This window comes from Mycolicibacterium vulneris (genome assembly GCF_002104765.1).
GTDB classification, from domain to species: domain Bacteria; phylum Actinomycetota; class Actinomycetes; order Mycobacteriales; family Mycobacteriaceae; genus Mycobacterium; species Mycobacterium vulneris.
In genome coordinates this window covers 45,524-64,354 of record NZ_NCXM01000019.1, presented here as the reverse complement: position 1 = coordinate 64,354, position 18,831 = coordinate 45,524, and the positions used below count along the sequence as shown (strand labels likewise).

Below are 18,831 nucleotides of genomic sequence, written 5' to 3'. Positions count from 1 at the left end.
GCGCCCGCGGCTAGCCGACGGCGGCCGCGTACCGGTCGCTCGGGACCTCGGTGTTGCGGATCACCGTGGCGAGCTGCTCGGCGATACCCGGCGCGGTGACGATCGTCGATGCGGAGCTGTGGGTGTGCGGCTTGCCCTGCGCGTCGGTGAGCTGCGCTCCGGCCTCGCGGGCGAGCAGCGTCCCCGCGGCGGTGTCCCACGGCTTGTTGGACATCATCACGCAGGCGTCCAGCGCGCCCTCGGCGACGAAGGCGAGGTCGAGCGTCGCCGCCCCGATCATCCGGATGCGCTCGACGCGGGGCACCAGCTCGGTGGTGAGCGCCAGCCGGTGCTGATTGAGCCTGCCGGCGTCGTGGCCGACGGCGTAGTCGCCGAGGGACACGATGGCGCCGCTGAGGCTGTCGGTGGCGCTGGCGGTGATCCGTTGCCCGTTGACGAACGCGCCTTTGCCCTCGATGGCGTGATAGGTCTTCCCGAGCAGGGGAGCATGGGTGACGGCCACCACGGTGCGACCGGCGTGCAACAGGGCCAGTGATACCGCGCACAGCGGCAGGCCGTGGACGAAGTTGGACGTCCCGTCGATGGGGTCAAGAACCCAGAGCCACTCGGACGTTTCGATCTCCGGCTGCTGCTCGGACTCTTCGGCCAGTAGCGCGATATCGGGGGTGGTCTGGGTGAGGTAGGCGGCGATGTCGCGCTGGATCGCGAGGTCGACGTCGGTGACAGTGTCGCGGTCACCCTTGTGCTGCACCGAGCTCGGCTGCGATTTCTTGAGCGTGGTGGCGCCGATTTGTGTTGCCTGCCAGGCTATTTCGAAAAGTTCTTGCGTTGTCTTCATGGGACAGGTCTGCCTCGCTTCCGGTGTTGGCGTGCGTTCGGCGTTTGTCGAGCATAAGGGATCAGCGAATTCGCGTCGCGCGCACCCCGCTGAACACCGGGAAAACGAAAACACTTAGACCACCAAGGTTTTGGCTCGCGTAGTCCCGGCTGCCTGGAGGTTCGACGCGAATTGATCATATGGCACAGCTTAATTCGATGGTGATACACCTCACTGGATGCTTTGTGTGGAATGCTGATCGGAGGCAACGGTGCGCGCTGTAGTCGGTGTCACACAATTGCCATCACCGGCAATGCGAAACGCATTGTGCTGGAAACCCGTAACTCCAAGCCGTGACGAATTTTGCTGTGCAGACAAGTACCGCGGCATTCGGTGCACCGCTTGCCGAGCTTCGCTACTGTCTGCAAGCGAGCGATGTAGCGGGACCGTGCACAACGCAGTGCGTTGGCTGAACCGCCCGGCCGCTTGGCCGCCGCTGAGTCATCGTTCCTTTCCTAGATAACCACCAACTTGAGCAGGCAGGTGATTGGCAAGTGACAGTGATTGATGAGATCTACAGCTCGCCCAGCGCGATTCCGACCGTCGCACTCAATGACGAGGCGAAGATGCCTGTACTTGGCTTGGGGGTAGCCAAGTTGTCCGACGAGGAGACGGAAAGCTCGGTACTCGCGGCGCTGGAAGCCGGCTGTCGCCTCATCGACACCGCCGCCTCGTACGGCAACGAGGAAGCCGTCGGGCGCGCGATCGCCGTCTCGGGCATTCCCCGCGAGGAGTTGTTCGTCGCCACCAAGCTGGGCACCTCGAAGCAGGGCTTCCGCACGGCGCAGGAGTCGTGCAAGGCGAGCCTGGACCGGCTCGGGCTGGACTACCTCGACCTCTACCTGATCCACTGGCCGGCGCCGAAGCTGGGCAAGTACGTGGAGAGCTTCGAGGGCATGAAGGTGGCCCGCGACGAGGGGCACGTCCGCTCGATCGGCGTCTGCAACTTCACCGAGGAACTGCTGGCGACGGTCATCGAGGAAGCCGATGAGGTGCCCGCGGTGAACCAGGTCGAATTGCACCCGCGGCTGAACCAGGCCGACCTGCGCTCGGCCCACGCCGAGCACGACGTGCAGACACAGTCCTACAGCCCGCTGGGTGTCGGCAAGATGCTCGAGAACCCGACGGTGACGTCGATCGCCGCCGAGTATGGCCGCACCCCTGCCCAGGTACTGGTTCGGTGGAACCTGCAGTTGGACAACGTCGTGGTCTCGCGGTCGTCCAAGCCTGAGCGCGTCGCCCAGAACCTGGACGTATTCGACTTCACCCTCGCCCCCGAGCACATGGAGGCCATCGAAGGATTGCATGACGGCACCCGCGTGCTGCACGATCCGATGACCTTCATGGGGACCTAGTAATCCAGGTCTTAAACGCAGCCGAATGCCTTACCGCAGTAGGGCATTCGGCTGCGTGCCTTAGTGCCAGTCCACCGGCGGGCCGTGCGGATGGCATTCGGCCAGCGTCTGCGGGTCGCCGTGCGGCCAGCTGCGGGCGCGCACCGCGAACCTGATCGGTGCGCCCGGGCCGTCGCGCGCGGGCTCCATCGTGAGGTGGGCGAACGGCGAGCGGGCGTCGGCCCGGGCGGCCAGCGCGTCCACGTGGGCGCGCACCGCGGCGCGTTCGTCGGCGGACAGGTACTGCCAGGTGATCGAATGCCACAACACGGTCAGCGCACCGTCGGTCAGCGTCAGGCCGGCGACCGCGTCGGCCGCGGTCCGGCGCTCGAGTACCGCCGGCACGCGGCAGGCGACCTCGATCGCGCCGCGCAGCCGCGCCAGCCGGGCGGCCTGGTCGGGCCAGACATAGCTCAGCACGGTCAGCTCCCCGTCGGCGTCGCCGACGTCGATGGGCGCGATGTCATACCCGTGCCGCGCGACGATCCGCAAGTCGCGCCGGGGCGGCAGCGCGCCGCGCCACGCGTCGTCGATGTTCACCGGTGAGTCGGTCGGACCCCACTGGCCACCGGCGAAGCCGTACCGGTAGTGGTCCGCACGCAGGTTCAGCCCCGCGCTCGAGCCGATCTCGAAAAGCCTTATGGGCAAGCCGAATTCGTGATTGATATGCAGTAGTCCCCCGATCAGGGCGGCCGATCGGCCCACCTCGTTGGTCTGCGGTGGCCGGGTCAGCGCCGCGCGCAGCGCCTCGGCGTGACCGGCGGCGGCGTCCAGGATCTCCGGCCAGGCGGCTCTGGCCTCCCACTCTCCGCCGGTGCTGGGGTAGAAGCGGCGCAACCGCGCCGCGCGGCCGTCGAGTACCAACCGGTGCAGCCCGCCGAGCAACCGCAGCGGCACCGCGTCGCGCGACGGAGCGTCCTCGCGCCCGGCCAAGACGTTCGCGAAGACGCCGCCGGCTTCGACGTCGCCGGCGACCAGTTCGAACAGCTCGCCATACATCGGCGAGCCCGACGAGGCGCAGAACCTGCCCTGTGACCGCAGGGTGTGCACCAGGTGCCCGGCCGTCACCCGCCCAGCCCGTCCAGTCCGGCGCCCACAACGTCGAAGGCGTTGCCCAGGGCAACCGGCAGCGGGACGGATTCATCGCTCAGCCAGTGCTCGTAGGCCGACAAGGCCACCCCGAGCATCGTCCAGGCGACGGTCTGGGGCAGCAGATCCGCGGTCTTGCAGTCCAGGCGGCGCGCCACGAACCCGGCGATCACCTCACGCCAGCCGGCGTACATCGTCATCGAATATGCTTGCAGCTCAGCGGTTTGCAGGATCACCCGCATGCGCTGGCGGTGCCTGGCGGTCTCGGATTCGTCAAAGGTGTTGAACGCCAAAAGTGCAGCGCGCAGCGCATCACCCAGGCCCACGCTGGCATCGACGTTGTCGAGCAGATCGCGCAGGTGGGCAAGGTGGTTGTCGAAGTCACCCCAGGGGATCGCGTTCTTGGAGGCGTAATAGCGGAACAGGGTGCGGCGGGAGATACCGGCGGCCTGGGCGACGTCGTCGACGCTCACGTCGGCGAAACCGCGGGCCGTGAACATGTCGATGGCGACATCGGTGATGTGGTGCGGGGTGGTCGAGCGGCGCCTGCCCACCCGCGGCTGCGGCATCATCGGACCCCGCCCTTCCATTTCGGCACTCGATGCCATATTCTGGCGGCGAGTGTGACTCAGACCCCATCGTTGTCAAGACCGGACGAAAGGCAAGGCCCCGTGGACCACGAGACCGAAACTGACACCCAACTCGTCACCGAGACCTTGGTCGAAGAGGTGTCCATCGACGGCATGTGCGGGGTCTACTGACCGTGCCCGCGCCCGCGCAGGCTCGGACGGCGGCGCCGTTCGATCCTGATCGCGGCTGGCGTTTGCACCCGCAGGTGGCGGTTCGGCCGGAACCGTTCGGCGCGCTGCTCTACCACTTCGGTACCCGCAAGCTGTCGTTTCTGAAGAACCGCACCATCCTCACGGTGGTGCAGTCGCTGGCCGACCATCCCGACATCCGGTCCGCTTGCCGAGCGGCCGGAGTGGACGACGCCGCGCAGGCCCCGTACCTGCATGCGCTGGGTGTGCTCGTCGAGTCCAACATGCTGGTGCCCCGGAAGGACCATCAATGACCACAGCGGCCCCCATACCCCGGTTGATCGAGCAGTTCGAGCATGGGCTCGACGCGCCCATCTGCCTCACCTGGGAGCTGACGTACGCCTGCAACCTGGCCTGCGTGCACTGCCTGTCGTCGTCTGGCAAGCGGGACCCGCGCGAGCTGTCCACCCGTCAATGCATGGACATCATCGATGAGCTGGAACGCATGCAGGTGTTCTACGTCAACATCGGTGGCGGGGAACCCACTGTGCGCCAGGACTTTTGGGAACTGGTCGACTACGCGACCGAGCACCACGTCGGCGTGAAGTTCTCCACCAACGGCGTCCGGATCACGCCCGAGGTCGCCGCGCGGCTGGCGGCCAGCGACTACGTCGACGTCCAGATCTCGCTGGACGGCGCGACCGCCGAGGTCAACGACGCCGTTCGCGGACCCGGCTCGTTCGACATGGCGGTGCGGGCTCTGGAGAATCTGGCCGCGGCCGGATTCAAAGACGCCAAGATCTCCGTGGTCGTCACCCGGCACAACGTCGACCAGCTCGACGAATTCGCCGCACTGGCAAGCCGTTACGGCGCCACGCTGCGGATCACCCGGCTCCGCCCGTCCGGACGCGGCGCCGATGTCTGGGAAGAGCTGCATCCCACCGCCGACCAGCAGGTCCAGCTGTATGACTGGCTGGTCGCCAAGGGCGAGCGGGTGCTCACCGGCGACTCCTTCTTCCACCTGGCCCCACTCGGCCAATCCGGCGCCCTGGCCGGTCTGAACATGTGCGGCGCGGGCCGCGTTGTGTGTCTGATCGACCCGGTCGGCGACGTGTACGCTTGCCCGTTCGCCATCCACGACCGCTTCCTGGCCGGAAATGTGCTGTCCGACGGTGGTTTCGACAACGTCTGGAAGAACGCCCCCCTGTTCCGAGAGCTGCGCGAGCCGCAGTCGGCGGGCGCCTGCGGCAGCTGCGGTCACTACGACAGCTGCCGGGGCGGATGCATGGCCGCCAAATTCTTCACCGGCCTGCCGCTGGACGGGCCGGATCCCGAGTGCGTGCAGGGCCACAGCGCGACGGCGCTGGCGCACGACCGCGAGATGCCGCGCCCCCGGGCCGATCATTCCCGCGGCAAGCAAATCCGCCAGCCGGTGCCGCTGACCCTGTCGTTGCGGCCGCCTACGGTCACGCCGGAGACGCCGCCGGCACGCATGTGTAACGAAAGCCCGGTGTAACGATGGCCGACGCGTGGTTTGAGACCGTCGCCATCGCGCAGCAACGCGCCAAGCGCCGGCTGCCGAAATCGGCCTACTCGTCGCTCATTTCGGCCAGCGAAAAGGGAGTCACGGTCTCCGACAACGTGGCAGCGTTCAGCGAGCTCGGATTCGCACCGCACGTCATCGGCGCGCAGGAAAAGCGCGACTTGTCGACCAACGTTATGGGACAAGAGATTTCGCTGCCGGTGCTGATCTCGCCGACGGGCGTGCAGGCGGTGCACCCCGAGGGTGAGGTCGCCGTTGCGCGGGCCGCGGCCGCCCGCGGCACCGCCATGGGGCTGTCCTCGTTCGCCAGCAAGCCGATCGAAGAGGTCATCGCGGCCAACCCCAAGCTGTTTTTCCAGGTGTACTGGCTGGGTGACCGCGACGCGATCGCGGCGCGGGTCGAGCGCGCCCGCGCGGCCGGGGCGGTTGGGCTGATCGTCACCACCGACTGGAGCTTCTCGCACGGCCGGGACTGGGGCAGCCCGTCGATCCCGGAGAAGATGGACTTCAAGACCATCGTCAAGATGAGCCCGGAGGTCATCACCAAGCCCCGGTGGTTCCTGCAGTGGGCGAAGACCATGCGGCCGCCGGAGCTGCGCGTGCCCAACCAGGGCCGCCGCGGTGAGCCCGGGCCGCCCTTCTTCCAGGCGTACGGGGAGTGGATGGGCACGACCCCGCCGACCTGGGAGGACATCGCCTGGCTGCGCGAGCTGTGGGGCGGGCCGTTCATGCTCAAGGGCGTGATGCGCGTCGACGACGCCAAAAGGGCGGTGGACGCGGGGGTTTCGGCCATTTCGGTGTCCAACCACGGCGGTAACAACCTGGACGGCACGCCGGCCTCGATCCGCGCCCTGCCCGCGGTGGCCGCGGCCGTCGGCGACCAGATCGAGGTGCTCCTCGACGGCGGCGTCCGGCGCGGGAGCGACGTCGTCAAGGCCCTGGCGCTGGGGGCGCGCGCGGTGATGATCGGCCGGGCCTACCTGTGGGGGCTGGCCGCGGCCGGCCAACCGGGTGTGGAGAACGTGCTCGACATTTTGCGCGGCGGCATCGACTCGGCGCTGATGGGTCTCGGGCTCTCCTCGGTGCACGACCTCGGGCCGGACCACATTCTGGTGCCGCCCGGATTCACCCGGGCGCTGGGCGTGCCCTCGGGTAGCGCCTAGCAAAAGCCCGAGTATTCAGGGCGGACATGTCCGATTAAGTGACGCCTACGCAAAATCATGATACGGGCGGGGTAACCGTGACGAACGAGCCCACAATTCGAACGCCCAGTGACCGAACCAGAAAAAAGTTTTTTTCAAGCTTCAACAATTGGTGCACGCCAGGTGAATTCGGCCTACCATCACCGAGTGTCCGTACTCGGCGAATTGGGAACCGCGACGTCGAGCCAGCTATCAAACGCGTCGGCGTCGGTAATGGTTCCGCTGGGGTCGACCGAACAACACGGTCCGCACCTGCCGCTGGACACCGACACCCGGATCGCGACCGCGGTCGCCGGCGATGCGCGAGCCCGCCTCGGGCACGACTGGCTGGTGGCGCCGGCCATCGCCTACGGCGCCAGCGGCGAGCACCAGAGTTTCGCCGGAACGATCTCGCTGGGCACCGAGGCGCTGACGCTGCTACTGGTCGAGTACGGCAGGTCAGCGGCCGGCTGGGCCCGGCGCCTCGCCTTCGTCAACGGCCACGGCGGCAACGTCGAGGCGCTGAGCAGCGCGGTGGCCCTGTTGCGCACCGAGGGCCGCGACGTCGGCTGGTGCCCCTGCCTGACCGCCGGCGGCGACGCCCACGCCGGCCATACCGAAACCTCGGTGTTGCTGCACATCTCGCCGGCCCTCGTCCGGACCGAGCGGTCGGTGGCCGGCAACACCGCGCCCCTGCCCGAGTTGCTCGGGTCGATGCGCCGCGGGGGAGTCGGGGCGGTCAGCCCGGTCGGGGTGCTGGGCGACCCGACCACCGCCACCGCCGCCGAGGGCAGGCGGATCTTCACCGAGATGGTCGACGGCTGTGTCCGGCGGGTCTCCCGCTGGCGGCCGGGGCCGGACGGGATGCTGGCATGAGCGCACCCCGGCTTCCGAACGGGTTCGCCGTCCAGGTCGACCGCCGCGTGCGGGTGCTCGGCGACGGCTCGGCGCTGTTGGGCGGTTCGCCGACCCGGCTGCTGAAATTGGCGCCCGCCGCGCAGGACATGCTGTTGGATGGCCGGCTGAAGGTGCGTGACGACCTCAGCGCCCAACTCGCCCGCACCCTGCTGGACGCCACTGTGGCCCACCCCCGGCCCGCGGGTGGCCCGTCGCACCATGACGTGACGGTGGTAATCCCGGTGCGGGACAACCTTTCTGGCGTGCGACGCTTGGTGAGCTCCCTGCGGGGGCTGCGCGTCGTCGTGGTGGACGACGGCTCGGTCCCCCCGGTCGAGCCGGAGGACTTCGTCGGCGCGCACTGCGACATCGAGGTGCTGCGCCACCACCGCAGCAAGGGTCCGGCGGCGGCCCGCAACACCGGGCTGGGGGCCTGCCGGACGGACTTCGTCGCCTTCCTGGACTCCGACGTCGCACCGCGCCGGGGCTGGCTGGAGGCGCTGCTCGGTCATTTCTGCGATCCCACAGTCGGCCTGGTCGCGCCCCGCATCGTCGGCCTGTCGCACAGCGAGAACGTGGTGGCGCGCTACGAGGCGGTGCACTCCTCGCTCGACCTCGGCGAGCGCGAAGCGCCGGTGCTGCCGCACAGCACGGTGTCCTACGTGCCCAGCGCGGCGATCATCTGCCGGTGCTCGGCGATCCGGGAGGTCGGCGGGTTCGACGAGACCCTGCAGTCCGGCGAGGACGTCGACCTGTGCTGGCGGCTCATCGAGTCGGGCACCCGGCTGCGCTACGAGCCGATCGCGCTGGTCGCCCACGACCACCGCACCGAGTTGCGGGATTGGCTCGCGCGCAAAGCCTTTTACGGCGGTTCGGCGGCTCCGCTGTCGGTGCGCCACCCGGACAAGACGGCGCCGGTGGTGATCTCCGGTTGGGCGCTGATGACGTGGATTCTGATGGCCTTCGGGTCCACCCTGTCGCGGCTGGCGTCCATCGTCCTGGCCGTGCTGACCGGCCACCGGATCGCGCGGGCGATGCGCAGCGCCGAGACGTCGATGACCGATGTCGCGATCATCGCGGGCCGCGGCCTGTGGTCGGCGGCGCTGCAGCTGGCGTCGGCGCTGTGCCGGCACTACTGGCCGCTGGCGCTGGTGGCCGCCACCATGTCGCGCCATTTCCGGCGGGTGGTCCTGGTCGCGGCTGTGATGGACGGGGTGGTCGACTGGCTGCGCCGCCGCGACGCGATCAGTGACGACGTCGAACCGATCGGGCTGCCGACCTACCTGGTGCTCAAGCGCGTCGACGACCTGGCGTATGGGCTCGGGTTGTGGTGGGGTGTGCTACGAGAACGCAACGTGCGCGCCCTGAAGCCCCAGATCCGGAGTTAACCACCACCTTGACCACAGCCGCCTCGCACAGCGATGTGCTGATCGTCGGCGCCGGCAGTGCAGGATCGGTTGTTGCGGAACGTCTTTCCGCCGATCCGCGGTGCGCCGTGACCGTCCTCGAGGCAGGGCCGGCGCTCGACGATCCGGGACTGCTCGCCCAGACCGCCAACGGGTTGCAGTTGCCGATAGGTGTCGGCAGCCCGCTGGTGCAGCGCTACCAGACCCGCCTCACCGACCAGCCCGCCCGCCAGCATCCCCTCGTGCGTGGGGCGACGGTGGGCGGGTCGGGCGCCATCAACGGCGGCTACTTCTGCCGCGGGTTGCCGCGCGACTTCGCGCGGATGGCCATGCCGGGCTGGGGATGGGCCGACGTGCTGGCCAGCTTCCGTGCCATCGAGACCGACCTGGACTTCGACGGTCCCGCCCACGGCGACAGTGGTCCCATCCGGGTGCGCCGCACCCACGAGATGACCGGGACCACCGAGCGATTCATCGCCGCCGCCGAGCGCGCCGGATTCGGCTGGATCGAAGACCTCAATGATGCTGCACCAGATCAGGTTTCGGGAATAGGCGCCGTCCCGCTCAACATCGTCGACGGGGTGCGGCGAGGTTCCGGCGCGGGATACCTGATCCCGGCGCTGGGGCGGCCGAACCTGAACCTGCACGCGCGCACCCGGGTAGCAGGGCTGCGTTTCGCCGGCACCGCCGCGGTCGGCATCGACGCGGTCGGCCCGCACGGCCGCATGACCCTGACCGCCGACCGAGTCGTGTTGTGTGCCGGTGCGATTGAAACGGCACGCCTGCTGATGCTGTCCGGTCTCGGAGAGGAAAAGATGTTGCGCGCCGCCGGCGTGCCGGTGGTGGCGCCGCTGCCGGTCGGCATGTCGTTCAGCGATCATGCCGAGTGGGTGCTGCCCACCGAATGGACGGTGGCGCCCGGACGGCCGGTGCTCGAGGTGGTGCTCAGCACGGCCGACGACCTCGAGATCAGGCCCTACACGGGAGGATTCGTGGCGATGACCGGCGACGGCACCGCCGGGCACGCCGACTGGCCACACCTGGGGGTGGCGCTGATGCAGCCGCGCGCGCGGGGGCGCATCACGCTGGTCTCGGCCGACCCCGACGTGGCGCCGCGAATCGAGCACCGCTACGACAGCGAGCCCGAGGATGTCGCGGCGCTGCGCCGAGGGAGCGAGCTGGCCCGCGAATTGGCCGGTGGCACAATCGATGCCGCGGCGGCCGTCTGGTCAACCTCGCAACACCTGTGCGGCACGGCACCTATGGGCGCCGACGGCGACCCGCGCGCCGTCGTCGACCCCCGGTGCCGGGTGCTGGGCATCGACAACCTGTGGGTGATCGACGGCTCGATCCTGCCCGCGATCACCAGCCGCGGCCCGCACGCCACGATCGTGATGATCGGGCACCGGGCCGCGGGGTTCGTTCAGTGACGCGACAGCATCCGCCGCACCGCGCGTAACTGGCGGCCGTCGCGGCCGGGGGCCCACACCGCGATCGCCACGGCAGCGAAGGCGACGATCGCGGCCATCGTGATGGTGGAGGCGTGCAGGGCCGCCAGGAACGCGGACTTGCTGATGTCGGCCAGCTGCCGCCCCTGCGGCCCGAGCCGGCCGGCGATCTCCACGGCCTTGGCCAGCGAGTCGGTGGCCTGGCCGCGGACCGGTGCCGGAAATCCCGCCAGCCTGGGCGCCAGCTCGTGCGAGTAGCGGCCGGCCAGGATGGAACCGGCCACGGCGATGCCCAGCGCGCCGCCCATCTCGCGCGACGTGTCGTTCACCGCGGAGGCCACTCCCTGCTTCTCGTCGGGAACCGCGCCCATGATCGCCGAAGTCGTTGGCGCGGTGCAGATTCCGATGCCGGTGGCGAGAATCAAGGTGGGCCAGGCGAATTCGAAGTACGTCGAGTGCAGGTCCAGCCCGTACATGCAGCCGAAGCCGACCGCCATCAGCAGTGTGCCGACGAACAACACCAGCCGCAGCCCCAGCTTGGGCACGTACCAGAATGACAGGGCCGAGAAGATGCCCAGCGGCACCATGAACGGCCCGAAGGCGATCGCCGTCGCCAGCGCGGAGTAGCCCATGATCTGCTGCACGTATTGCATGCCGATGTAGAAGAATCCGAAGGTGGCGCCGAACAGGATGACTATGGCGGTCACCCCGGTGGCGAAATTGGGGTCGGCGAATAGCCGGACGTCCAGCAGTGGTTGGCTGCCCCGCAGGGCCAGGCGCAACTCCACGGCACCGAACACCGCGGCGATCACCGCGCCGACGACGAGCCCGCCCCACACCACCGGGTCGCTCCAGCCGCGCCCGGGTGCTTCCAGGATCGCGGCCACGGCGATGGCGACCGCCGCGCCGATCAGGATCGCGCCCAGCGCATCGACCCGGGGGGCGCCCGCGTCGCGCGACGACGCGACGGTGCAGGCCAGAGCGAAGATCAGCAGGGCGGCGATCCCCAGCGACCAGAAGATGGCGTGCCAGTCCCAAAAGCGAAGCAGCAGGCCGGAACCGAGCATGCCCAGGACGCCGCCGGAGCCGGCCGTCCCGGCCCAGATGCCAACGGCCTTGGTGCGGTCGTCTTTTGGATAGGCCACCGTCAGCAGCGACAGTGTGGCGGGCATGACGAACGCGGCACCGATCCCGGCCACCGCCCGGCCGGCGATGATCTGGGCCGGATTGTGTAGCAGCGCCGGGGCCATCGAACCGATCGCGAACACCAGCAGTCCGGTCAGCAGCGCGCCGCGCCGGCCGTAGCGGTCCCCGATCGCGCCGGCCGGCAGCAGCAAGCATGCCAGAGCCACGGTGTAGCCGTCGACGACCCAGTTCAGCTGCGATGCAGTGGCCGAGGTGGCCACCGCGAGGTCGCCGAGCGCGGTGTTCAGGGCCGTCATCGAGGCCACCACCAAGGCGACGGCCATGCAGGCGACGGCCAGCGTCCAGTTTCGGGCCCGGAAGCTATCGCCGATGCCGATCCCGTCAGTACGCTGGTCGGACCGGACGAGGGTTTCGACCATGCGGTTCGCCTCCTTTGGGAGCTTGCGAGGTTTCAAGACCAATAGTCTTGTAGGTAGACCGATAGTCTCGTTCTCAAACAAGGAGGTGGGTCACAATCGACACCGGGACGTCCGACCCGCGCCCCGCGAGGTCGCGGGCCAGGCTGCTGGAAGCCGCCGTCACGCTGCTGCGTGCCGGGGGTCCCAGCGCGGTGACGGTCGACGCGGTCACCCGCACCGCCAACGTGGCCCGGGCAACCCTGTACCGCCACTTCCCGAGCGGAAACGACCTACTGGCAGCGGCTTTCAACAGCCTGATCCCGGTGTCGCCCACCCCGCCGGCCGAGGGTTCGCTGCGCGACCGGCTGGTCGCGGTGGTGCTGGCCCAGGCCGAATCCGTGGCCCAGGCGCCCACCCTCATGACCGCCATGTCGTGGCTCGCGCTGGGGCGCGACCTGGAGGGTCTGCCCGAGCCGCGGCACAGCCACAACGCCGACAGCGCGGCGATCACCACGCTGCGCGAGCGCATCGCGCAGCAGTACGCGGAGCCCTTCGACGCCATTTTCGACAGTCCGGAGGCCGCCGTGCTGGGCGAGGTGGACCGGTCGCGGGCGATCGCCCTGCTCATCGGCCCGCTGGTGCTGGGCCGGTTGTCCACGCTGCCCGATTTCGACTACCGCCAGTGCGCGCTGGCGGCCGTCGACGGCTTCTTACATGTGCAGTGCGGCAGGGCCGGCGCAGCGAACATCGAATCGGCGGGCGCCTGACGCCCGGCGCCCACCGCCTCCCAGGTCTCTGACCAGCGCAGTTACCCACCGGTGCGACCGTCTTCGAGCCGGGTGCGGCCGATTCGGCCCGAGATCGCGGCCTAATTTTGTTCGGGCCACGATCTGAGGCATACTGTTCAGGTTGCCTTGAGCCGGGTTTGCGCCTGGTCGGGCATACGACCAGCGTCCAAACGGGCGCGTCCGGTCCCATCCTTTGAGAGCGACGAATTTCGATCGCGGATGAGGCTGCGTGAGGGTGACACGCCCGACCGCGGGGGCCGGTGGACCACGACAGGTAAACAGCGGCGCAGTATCCGGCGCAACGCTCGATCGGCCCAGAGTTGGCCGGCCCGATCGGCGCGCCGGTGGCACTGAGGACTATGTGAGCCCGGATACCGGGCCCCAACAGGAGTGAGGGTAGGAGAAGCGTGGCGGGACAGAAGATCCGCATCAGGCTTAAGGCCTACGACCATGAGGCCATTGACGCGTCGGCGCGCAAGATCGTCGAGACCGTCGTCCGCACGGGTGCCAGTGTTGTAGGTCCGGTGCCGCTGCCGACTGAGAAGAACGTGTATTGCGTCATCCGCTCACCGCACAAGTACAAGGACTCGCGGGAGCACTTCGAGATGCGCACGCACAAGCGGCTGATCGACATCCTCGACCCGACGCCGAAGACCGTCGACGCGCTGATGCGCATCGACCTTCCGGCCAGTGTCGACGTCAACATCCAGTAGGAGATCCAGACTCATGGCAAGAAAAGGCATTCTGGGTACGAAGCTGGGCATGACGCAGGTGTTCGACGAGAACAACAGGGTCGTGCCGGTGACGGTCGTCAAGGCCGGCCCGAACGTGGTGACCCGGATCCGTACCCCCGAGCAGGACGGCTACAGCGCCGTGCAGCTGGCCTACGGCGAGATCAGTCCCCGCAAGGTCAACAAACCGGTGACCGGTCAGTACGCCGCCGCGGGCGTGAACCCGCGCCGGTTCCTGGCCGAGCTGCGGCTGGAAAACCCCGAGGCGGCCGCCGAGTACGAGGTCGGCCAGGAACTGACGGCGGAGATCTTCGCCGACGGCGCCTACGTCGACGTCACGGGCACCTCCAAGGGCAAGGGCTTCGCCGGCACCATGAAGCGCCACGGCTTCCGTGGTCAGGGCGCCAGCCACGGTGCCCAGGCGGTGCACCGCCGCCCGGGTTCGATCGGCGGCTGCGCCACCCCCGCCCGGGTGTTCAAGGGCACCCGGATGTCGGGCCGGATGGGTAGCGATCGCGTGACCGTCCAGAACCTGTTGGTGCACAAGGTCGATACCGAGAACGGCGTGCTGCTGATCAAGGGCGCGGTCCCCGGCCGCACCGGTGGACTCGTCGTGGTCCGCAGCGCGGTCAAACGAGGTGAGAAGTGATGGCAGAAGGCTCCAAGACGCTCAAGATTGACGTCAAGACGCCGGGCGGCAAGGTCGAGGGCTCGATCGAGCTGCCGGCCGAATTGTTCGACGCCCCGGCCAATATCGCGCTGATGCACCAGGTCGTCACCGCGCAGCGGGCGGCGGCGCGTCAGGGCACGCACTCGACCAAGACGCGTGGCGACGTCAGCGGCGGTGGCCGTAAGCCGTACCGGCAGAAGGGAACCGGCCGGGCCCGACAGGGTTCGACGCGTGCTCCGCAGTTCACCGGCGGTGGCGTCGTGCACGGCCCCAAGCCCCGCGACTACAGCCAGCGCACCCCCAAGAAGATGATCGCCGCGGCGTTGCGTGGCGCACTGTCCGACCGGGCGCGCAACGGCCGCATCCACGCGATCACCGAACTGGTGTCGGGTCAGACGCCGTCCACCAAGAACGCCAAGGCGTTCCTGGGCACGCTGACCGACCGCAAGCGGCTGCTGGTCGTGATCGGCCGCAGCGACGAGGCCGGTGCCAAGAGCGTGCGCAACCTGCCCGGTGTGCACCTCCTTACCCCCGACCAGCTCAACACCTATGACGTGCTGCGCTCCGACGACGTGGTGTTCAGCGTTGAGGCGCTCAACGCCTACATCGCCGGGGCCACCGGCGGTGCCGCCGACAAAGATGTGGAGGTTTCGGCGTAGATGGCGACCATCACTGACCCCCGCGACATCATTCTCGGCCCGGTCATCTCGGAGAAGTCCTATTCGCTGCTCGATGACAACGTGTACACGTTTGTGGTGCACCCCGATTCGAACAAGACGCAGATCAAGATCGCTATCGAGAAGATCTTCTCCGTCAAGGTCGCATCGGTGAACACCGCGAACCGGCAAGGTAAGCGGAAGCGCACCAGGACCGGATTCGGCAAGCGCAAGAGCACCAAGCGGGCCATCGTCACGCTGGCGCCGGGTAGTAAGCCGATCGATCTGTTCGGGGCACCGGCGTAGCCGCCGCGAGAGGAAACCTGATTAGACATGGCAATTCGTAAGTACAAGCCGACGAGCCCCGGCCGCCGCGGCTCGAGCGTGTCCGATTTCTCCGAGGTCACTCGTTCCACCCCGGAGAAGTCGCTGGTGCGTCCGCTGCACGGCCACGGTGGGCGAAACGCGCACGGCCGCATCACCACCCGCCACAAGGGTGGTGGCCACAAGCGCGCCTACCGGGTGGTCGACTTCCGTCGCAACGACAAGGACGGCGTCAACGCCAAGGTCGCGCACATCGAGTACGACCCCAACCGCACCGCGAACATCGCGCTGCTGCACTTCCTGGACGGCGAGAAGCGCTACATCATTGCGCCGCAGGGGCTCTCGCAGGGCGACGTGGTGGAATGCGGCCCGAACGCCGACATCAAGCCGGGCAACAACCTGCCGCTGCGCAACATCCCGGCCGGTACCGTGATTCACGCCGTGGAGCTGCGCCCGGGCGGTGGCGCCAAGCTGGCGCGGTCGGCCGGGTCCAGCATCCAGCTGCTCGGTAAAGAGGGCACCTACGCGTCGCTGCGTATGCCCAGCGGTGAGATCCGCCGGGTCGACGTGCGCTGCCGCGCCACGGTCGGCGAGGTCGGCAACGCCGAGCAGGCGAACATCAACTGGGGCAAGGCCGGCCGGATGCGGTGGAAGGGCAAGCGCCCTTCGGTCCGTGGTGTCGTCATGAACCCGGTGGACCACCCGCACGGTGGTGGTGAGGGTAAGACCTCCGGTGGTCGCCACCCGGTGAGCCCGTGGGGCAAGCCCGAGGGCCGCACCCGCCACCCGAACAAGGCCAGTAACAAGCTCATTGTCCGACGCCGGCGCACCGGCAAGAAGCACGGTCGCTAGGAAGTCAGGAGTAGCACATGCCACGCAGCCTGAAGAAGGGCCCGTTCGTCGATGGCCACCTGCTCAAGAAGGTGGACACGCAGAACGAGAAGAACACCAAACAGGTGATCAAGACATGGTCGCGGCGTTCGACGATCATTCCTGACTTCATCGGCCACACCTTCGCCGTCCACGACGGACGCAAGCACGTCCCGGTGTTCGTCACCGAGGCGATGGTCGGCCACAAGCTTGGTGAATTCGCGCCCACCCGCACCTTCAAGGGACACATCAAGGACGACCGGAAGGCCAAACGGCGATGACCACAACGGAATTCCCCTCGGCGGTGGCCAAAGCACGTTTCGTGCGGGTGTCGCCGAGAAAGGCGCGCCGGGTGATCGACCTGGTGCGCGGCCGCACGGTGGCCGACGCGCTGGACATCCTGCGCTGGGCGCCGCAGGCCGCCAGTGAGCCGGTGGCCAAGGTGATCGCCAGCGCCGCGGCCAACGCGCAGAACAACAACGGGCTGGACCCGGCGACACTCGTGGTCGCCACCGTCTACGCCGACGAGGGCCCCACCGCCAAGCGCATCCGTCCGCGCGCCCAGGGCCGCGCGTTCCGGATCCGCAAGCGCACCAGCCACATCACGGTCGTGGTGGAAAGCCGGCCGGGCAAGGACCAGGGATCGGCGAAGTCGACCCGGGCCCGCCGCGCCGAGGCCAGCAAGGCCGCCGCGAAGGCACCCGCCAAGAAAGCGCCGGCCAACAAGGCGCCCGCGAAGAAGGCCGCTGCGAAAGCCGAAGCCAAGACGTCTGAGACCTCTGACGCGAAGGGAGGCTCAGACTAGTGGGCCAGAAGATCAATCCGCACGGCTTCCGGCTGGGCATCACCACCGACTGGAAGTCACGCTGGTACGCCGACAAGCAGTACGCGGACTACGTCAAGGAAGACGTCGCGATCCGGCGGCTGCTCTCGACCGGCCTGGAGCGGGCCGGGATCGCCGACGTGGAGATCGAGCGCACCCGCGACCGGGTGCGGGTCGACATCCACACCGCGCGTCCCGGCATCGTCATCGGCCGTCGCGGCACCGAGGCCGACCGGATCCGTGCCGACCTGGAGAAGCTGACCGGCAAGCAGGTGCAGCTCAACATCCTCGAGGTCCGCAACCCGGAGTCGCAGGCACAATTGGTGGCCCAGGGCGTCGCCGAGCAGCTGAGCAACCGTGTGGCGTTCCGCCGCGCGATGCGTAAGGCCATCCAGTCGGCGATGCGCCAGCCCAACGTCAAGGGCATCCGGGTGCAGTGCTCCGGCCGCCTCGGGGGCGCCGAGATGAGCCGCTCGGAGTTCTACCGCGAGGGCCGGGTGCCGCTGCACACGCTGCGCGCCGACATCGACTACGGCCTGTACGAAGCCAAGACCACCTTCGGCCGGATCGGCGTGAAGGTGTGGATCTACAAGGGCGACGTCGTCGGTGGGAAGCGCGAATTGGCCGCAGCCGCTCCGGCGGGCGCCGACCGTCCGCGCCGCGAGCGTCCGTCGGGCACTCGTCCGCGCCGCAGTGGCGCGTCGGGCACCACGGCCACCGGCACCGAGGCCGGCCGCGCGGCCGCGAGCGCCGAAGAGGGTGCGGCAGCCGCCGCGACTCAGTCCGCACCCGCTGCAGAACCACAAAGCACGGAGAGCTGAATCATGTTGATTCCCCGCAGGGTTAAACACCGTAAGCAGCACCACCCCCGCCAGCGCGGCATCGCCAGTGGCGGCACGGCGGTGAACTTCGGTGACTACGGCATCCAGGCTCTGGAGCACGCCTACGTCACCAACCGGCAGATCGAGTCCGCTCGTATCGCCATCAACCGGCACATCAAGCGTGGCGGCAAGGTGTGGATCAACGTCTTCCCCGACCGCCCGCTGACCAAGAAGCCCGCCGAAACGCGCATGGGTTCGGGTAAGGGTTCGCCGGAGTGGTGGGTCGTCAACGTCAAGCCGGGCCGGGTGCTGTTCGAACTCAGCTACCCCAACGAGCAGACCGCCCGGGCGGCGCTGACCCGCGCAATCCACAAGCTGCCGATCAAGGCACGCATCGTGACTCGAGAGGATCAGTTCTGATGGCCGTGGGAATTTCGCCTGGCGAACTGCGCGAGCTCACCGAAGAGGAGCTGGCCGAGCGGTTGCGCGAATCCAAGGAAGAGCTTTTCAATCTGCGTTTCCAGATGGCGACCGGACAGCTCACCAACAACCGCCGCCTCCGCACGGTGCGTCAGGAGATCGCGCGCGTCTACACCGTGCTGCGCGAACGAGAACTGGGCTTGGCTTCCGGGCCCGACGGTAAGGAATCGTGATGGCAGAAGCCGAGAAGGTTGCCCCCAGCAAGGCCGCCAAAACCGAGGCCGCGTCGAAAGACAAGGGCCCCAAGAACACTCCCGCCAACCCGAAGGTGCGGGGCCGCCGCAAGGTCCGCATCGGCTACGTGGTGAGCGACAAGATGCAGAAGACCATCGTGGTCGAGCTCGAAGACCGCGTGCGTCACCCGCTGTACGGCAAGATCATCCGGACCACTACGAAGGTCAAGGCGCACGACGAGAACAGCACCGCCGGGATCGGCGACCGCGTCTCGCTGATGGAGACCCGCCCGACGTCGGCGACCAAGCGTTGGCGGCTCGTCGAAATTCTGGAAAAGGCGAAGTAAGCCCTTCTGGA

The 18,831-nt window shown here is 68.3% G+C and carries 24 protein-coding genes; 20 read left to right on the top strand and 4 right to left on the bottom strand.

Annotated elements, in window-relative coordinates:
- Window positions 1-10: 10 nt before the first annotated feature.
- Window positions 11-838 (bottom strand): inositol monophosphatase family protein, encoded by an 828-nt coding sequence (locus B8W69_RS18520; RefSeq protein ID WP_085291251.1) that lies wholly within the window; start codon window positions 836-838, stop codon window positions 11-13.
- A 533-nt stretch (window positions 839-1,371) separates the two neighbouring features.
- On the opposite strand from B8W69_RS18520, the gene B8W69_RS18515 reads away from it, so the two are divergent.
- Entirely contained in the window at window positions 1,372-2,232 is an 861-nt protein-coding gene (locus tag B8W69_RS18515) for an aldo/keto reductase (RefSeq protein WP_085291250.1), read from the top strand.
- A 60-nt stretch (window positions 2,233-2,292) separates the two neighbouring features.
- Here B8W69_RS18515 and B8W69_RS18510 read toward each other — a convergent pair whose 3' ends face one another.
- The gene (locus B8W69_RS18510; RefSeq protein ID WP_085291249.1) at window positions 2,293-3,339 is read right to left on the bottom strand and encodes a DUF2332 domain-containing protein; all 1,047 of its coding nucleotides are present in this window, start codon (window positions 3,337-3,339) and stop codon (window positions 2,293-2,295) included.
- The gene (gene mftR, locus B8W69_RS18505) at window positions 3,336-3,932 is read right to left on the bottom strand and encodes a mycofactocin system transcriptional regulator MftR (protein WP_165762640.1); all 597 of its coding nucleotides are present in this window, start codon (window positions 3,930-3,932) and stop codon (window positions 3,336-3,338) included. Before mftR ends, B8W69_RS18510 begins: the two co-directional genes overlap by 4 nt.
- Before the next feature lie 99 nt (window positions 3,933-4,031).
- Here mftR and mftA point away from each other — a divergent pair, with 99 nt between their 5' ends.
- From mftA to mftG, 7 genes are all read left to right on the top strand, one after another.
- A complete protein-coding gene (mftA, locus tag B8W69_RS18500; protein WP_007773607.1) occupies window positions 4,032-4,121 on the top strand; it encodes a mycofactocin precursor MftA in 90 nt (29 codons plus the stop codon).
- Window positions 4,106-4,432: a mycofactocin biosynthesis chaperone MftB gene (mftB, locus tag B8W69_RS18495; protein WP_220084560.1), complete on the top strand. Its 327-nt coding sequence runs from the start codon at window positions 4,106-4,108 to the stop codon at window positions 4,430-4,432. Before mftA ends, mftB begins: the two co-directional genes overlap by 16 nt.
- Window positions 4,429-5,634: a mycofactocin radical SAM maturase gene (gene mftC / locus B8W69_RS18490; protein WP_085291247.1), complete on the top strand. Its 1,206-nt coding sequence runs from the start codon at window positions 4,429-4,431 to the stop codon at window positions 5,632-5,634. The genes mftB and mftC overlap by 4 nt, the downstream gene beginning before the upstream one ends.
- A gap of 2 nt (window positions 5,635-5,636) precedes the next feature.
- Complete coding sequence (gene mftD, locus B8W69_RS18485) at window positions 5,637-6,824, top strand: pre-mycofactocin synthase MftD (RefSeq protein ID WP_085291246.1); 1,188 nt, start codon at window positions 5,637-5,639, stop codon at window positions 6,822-6,824.
- 162 nt (window positions 6,825-6,986) lie between these two features.
- Window positions 6,987-7,718 carry a mycofactocin biosynthesis peptidyl-dipeptidase MftE gene (mftE, locus tag B8W69_RS18480; RefSeq protein ID WP_085291245.1) on the top strand — a complete coding sequence of 244 codons (732 nt, stop codon included), beginning with the start codon at window positions 6,987-6,989 and terminating at the stop codon, window positions 7,716-7,718.
- Window positions 7,715-9,127 carry a mycofactocin biosynthesis glycosyltransferase MftF gene (mftF, locus tag B8W69_RS18475; protein WP_085291244.1) on the top strand — a complete coding sequence of 471 codons (1,413 nt, stop codon included), beginning with the start codon at window positions 7,715-7,717 and terminating at the stop codon, window positions 9,125-9,127. Before mftE ends, mftF begins: the two co-directional genes overlap by 4 nt.
- Window positions 9,128-9,135: 8 nt before the next feature.
- Window positions 9,136-10,575 (top strand): mycofactocin dehydrogenase MftG, encoded by a 1,440-nt coding sequence (gene mftG / locus B8W69_RS18470; protein WP_085291243.1) that lies wholly within the window; start codon window positions 9,136-9,138, stop codon window positions 10,573-10,575.
- Here mftG and B8W69_RS18465 read toward each other — a convergent pair.
- A complete protein-coding gene (locus B8W69_RS18465) occupies window positions 10,569-12,158 on the bottom strand; it encodes an MFS transporter (protein ID WP_085291242.1) in 1,590 nt (529 codons plus the stop codon). The two genes, mftG and B8W69_RS18465, sit on opposite strands and share 7 nt — an antisense overlap.
- A gap of 146 nt (window positions 12,159-12,304) precedes the next feature.
- Here B8W69_RS18465 and B8W69_RS18460 point away from each other — a divergent pair, with 146 nt between their 5' ends.
- The 12 genes from B8W69_RS18460 (at window position 12,305) to rpsQ (ending at window position 18,820) form a co-directional block, all read left to right on the top strand.
- A complete protein-coding gene (locus B8W69_RS18460; RefSeq protein ID WP_181447437.1) occupies window positions 12,305-12,904 on the top strand; it encodes a TetR/AcrR family transcriptional regulator in 600 nt (199 codons plus the stop codon).
- Between the two features lie 428 nt (window positions 12,905-13,332).
- Window positions 13,333-13,638: a 30S ribosomal protein S10 gene (rpsJ, locus tag B8W69_RS18450; protein ID WP_003873519.1), complete on the top strand. Its 306-nt coding sequence runs from the start codon at window positions 13,333-13,335 to the stop codon at window positions 13,636-13,638.
- A 13-nt stretch (window positions 13,639-13,651) separates the two neighbouring features.
- Window positions 13,652-14,305, top strand: coding sequence for a 50S ribosomal protein L3 (rplC, locus tag B8W69_RS18445; protein WP_007773591.1), 654 nt, complete (start codon window positions 13,652-13,654; stop codon window positions 14,303-14,305).
- Window positions 14,305-14,985, top strand: a complete 681-nt coding sequence (gene rplD / locus B8W69_RS18440; RefSeq protein ID WP_085291240.1) for a 50S ribosomal protein L4 — start codon at window positions 14,305-14,307, stop codon at window positions 14,983-14,985. The genes rplC and rplD overlap by 1 nt, the downstream gene beginning before the upstream one ends.
- Window positions 14,986-15,288, top strand: coding sequence for a 50S ribosomal protein L23 (gene rplW / locus B8W69_RS18435; protein WP_007773589.1), 303 nt, complete (start codon window positions 14,986-14,988; stop codon window positions 15,286-15,288). It abuts the gene before it with no gap.
- Window positions 15,289-15,315: 27 nt separating this feature from the next.
- A complete protein-coding gene (rplB, locus tag B8W69_RS18430) occupies window positions 15,316-16,158 on the top strand; it encodes a 50S ribosomal protein L2 (RefSeq protein WP_064950228.1) in 843 nt (280 codons plus the stop codon).
- Window positions 16,159-16,175: 17 nt separating this feature from the next.
- Window positions 16,176-16,457 carry a 30S ribosomal protein S19 gene (rpsS, locus tag B8W69_RS18425; RefSeq protein WP_007773585.1) on the top strand — a complete coding sequence of 94 codons (282 nt, stop codon included), beginning with the start codon at window positions 16,176-16,178 and terminating at the stop codon, window positions 16,455-16,457.
- Complete coding sequence (rplV, locus tag B8W69_RS18420; RefSeq protein WP_085291239.1) at window positions 16,454-16,981, top strand: 50S ribosomal protein L22; 528 nt, start codon at window positions 16,454-16,456, stop codon at window positions 16,979-16,981. The genes rpsS and rplV overlap by 4 nt, the downstream gene beginning before the upstream one ends.
- Complete coding sequence (rpsC, locus tag B8W69_RS18415; RefSeq protein ID WP_085291238.1) at window positions 16,981-17,820, top strand: 30S ribosomal protein S3; 840 nt, start codon at window positions 16,981-16,983, stop codon at window positions 17,818-17,820. Before rplV ends, rpsC begins: the two co-directional genes overlap by 1 nt.
- A gap of 3 nt (window positions 17,821-17,823) precedes the next feature.
- Window positions 17,824-18,240: a 50S ribosomal protein L16 gene (rplP, locus tag B8W69_RS18410; RefSeq protein WP_007773582.1), complete on the top strand. Its 417-nt coding sequence runs from the start codon at window positions 17,824-17,826 to the stop codon at window positions 18,238-18,240.
- Window positions 18,240-18,473: a 50S ribosomal protein L29 gene (rpmC, locus tag B8W69_RS18405; protein ID WP_007773580.1), complete on the top strand. Its 234-nt coding sequence runs from the start codon at window positions 18,240-18,242 to the stop codon at window positions 18,471-18,473. The genes rplP and rpmC overlap by 1 nt, the downstream gene beginning before the upstream one ends.
- A complete protein-coding gene (rpsQ, locus tag B8W69_RS18400; RefSeq protein ID WP_085291237.1) occupies window positions 18,473-18,820 on the top strand; it encodes a 30S ribosomal protein S17 in 348 nt (115 codons plus the stop codon). The genes rpmC and rpsQ overlap by 1 nt, the downstream gene beginning before the upstream one ends.
- Window positions 18,821-18,831 lie beyond the last annotated feature (11 nt).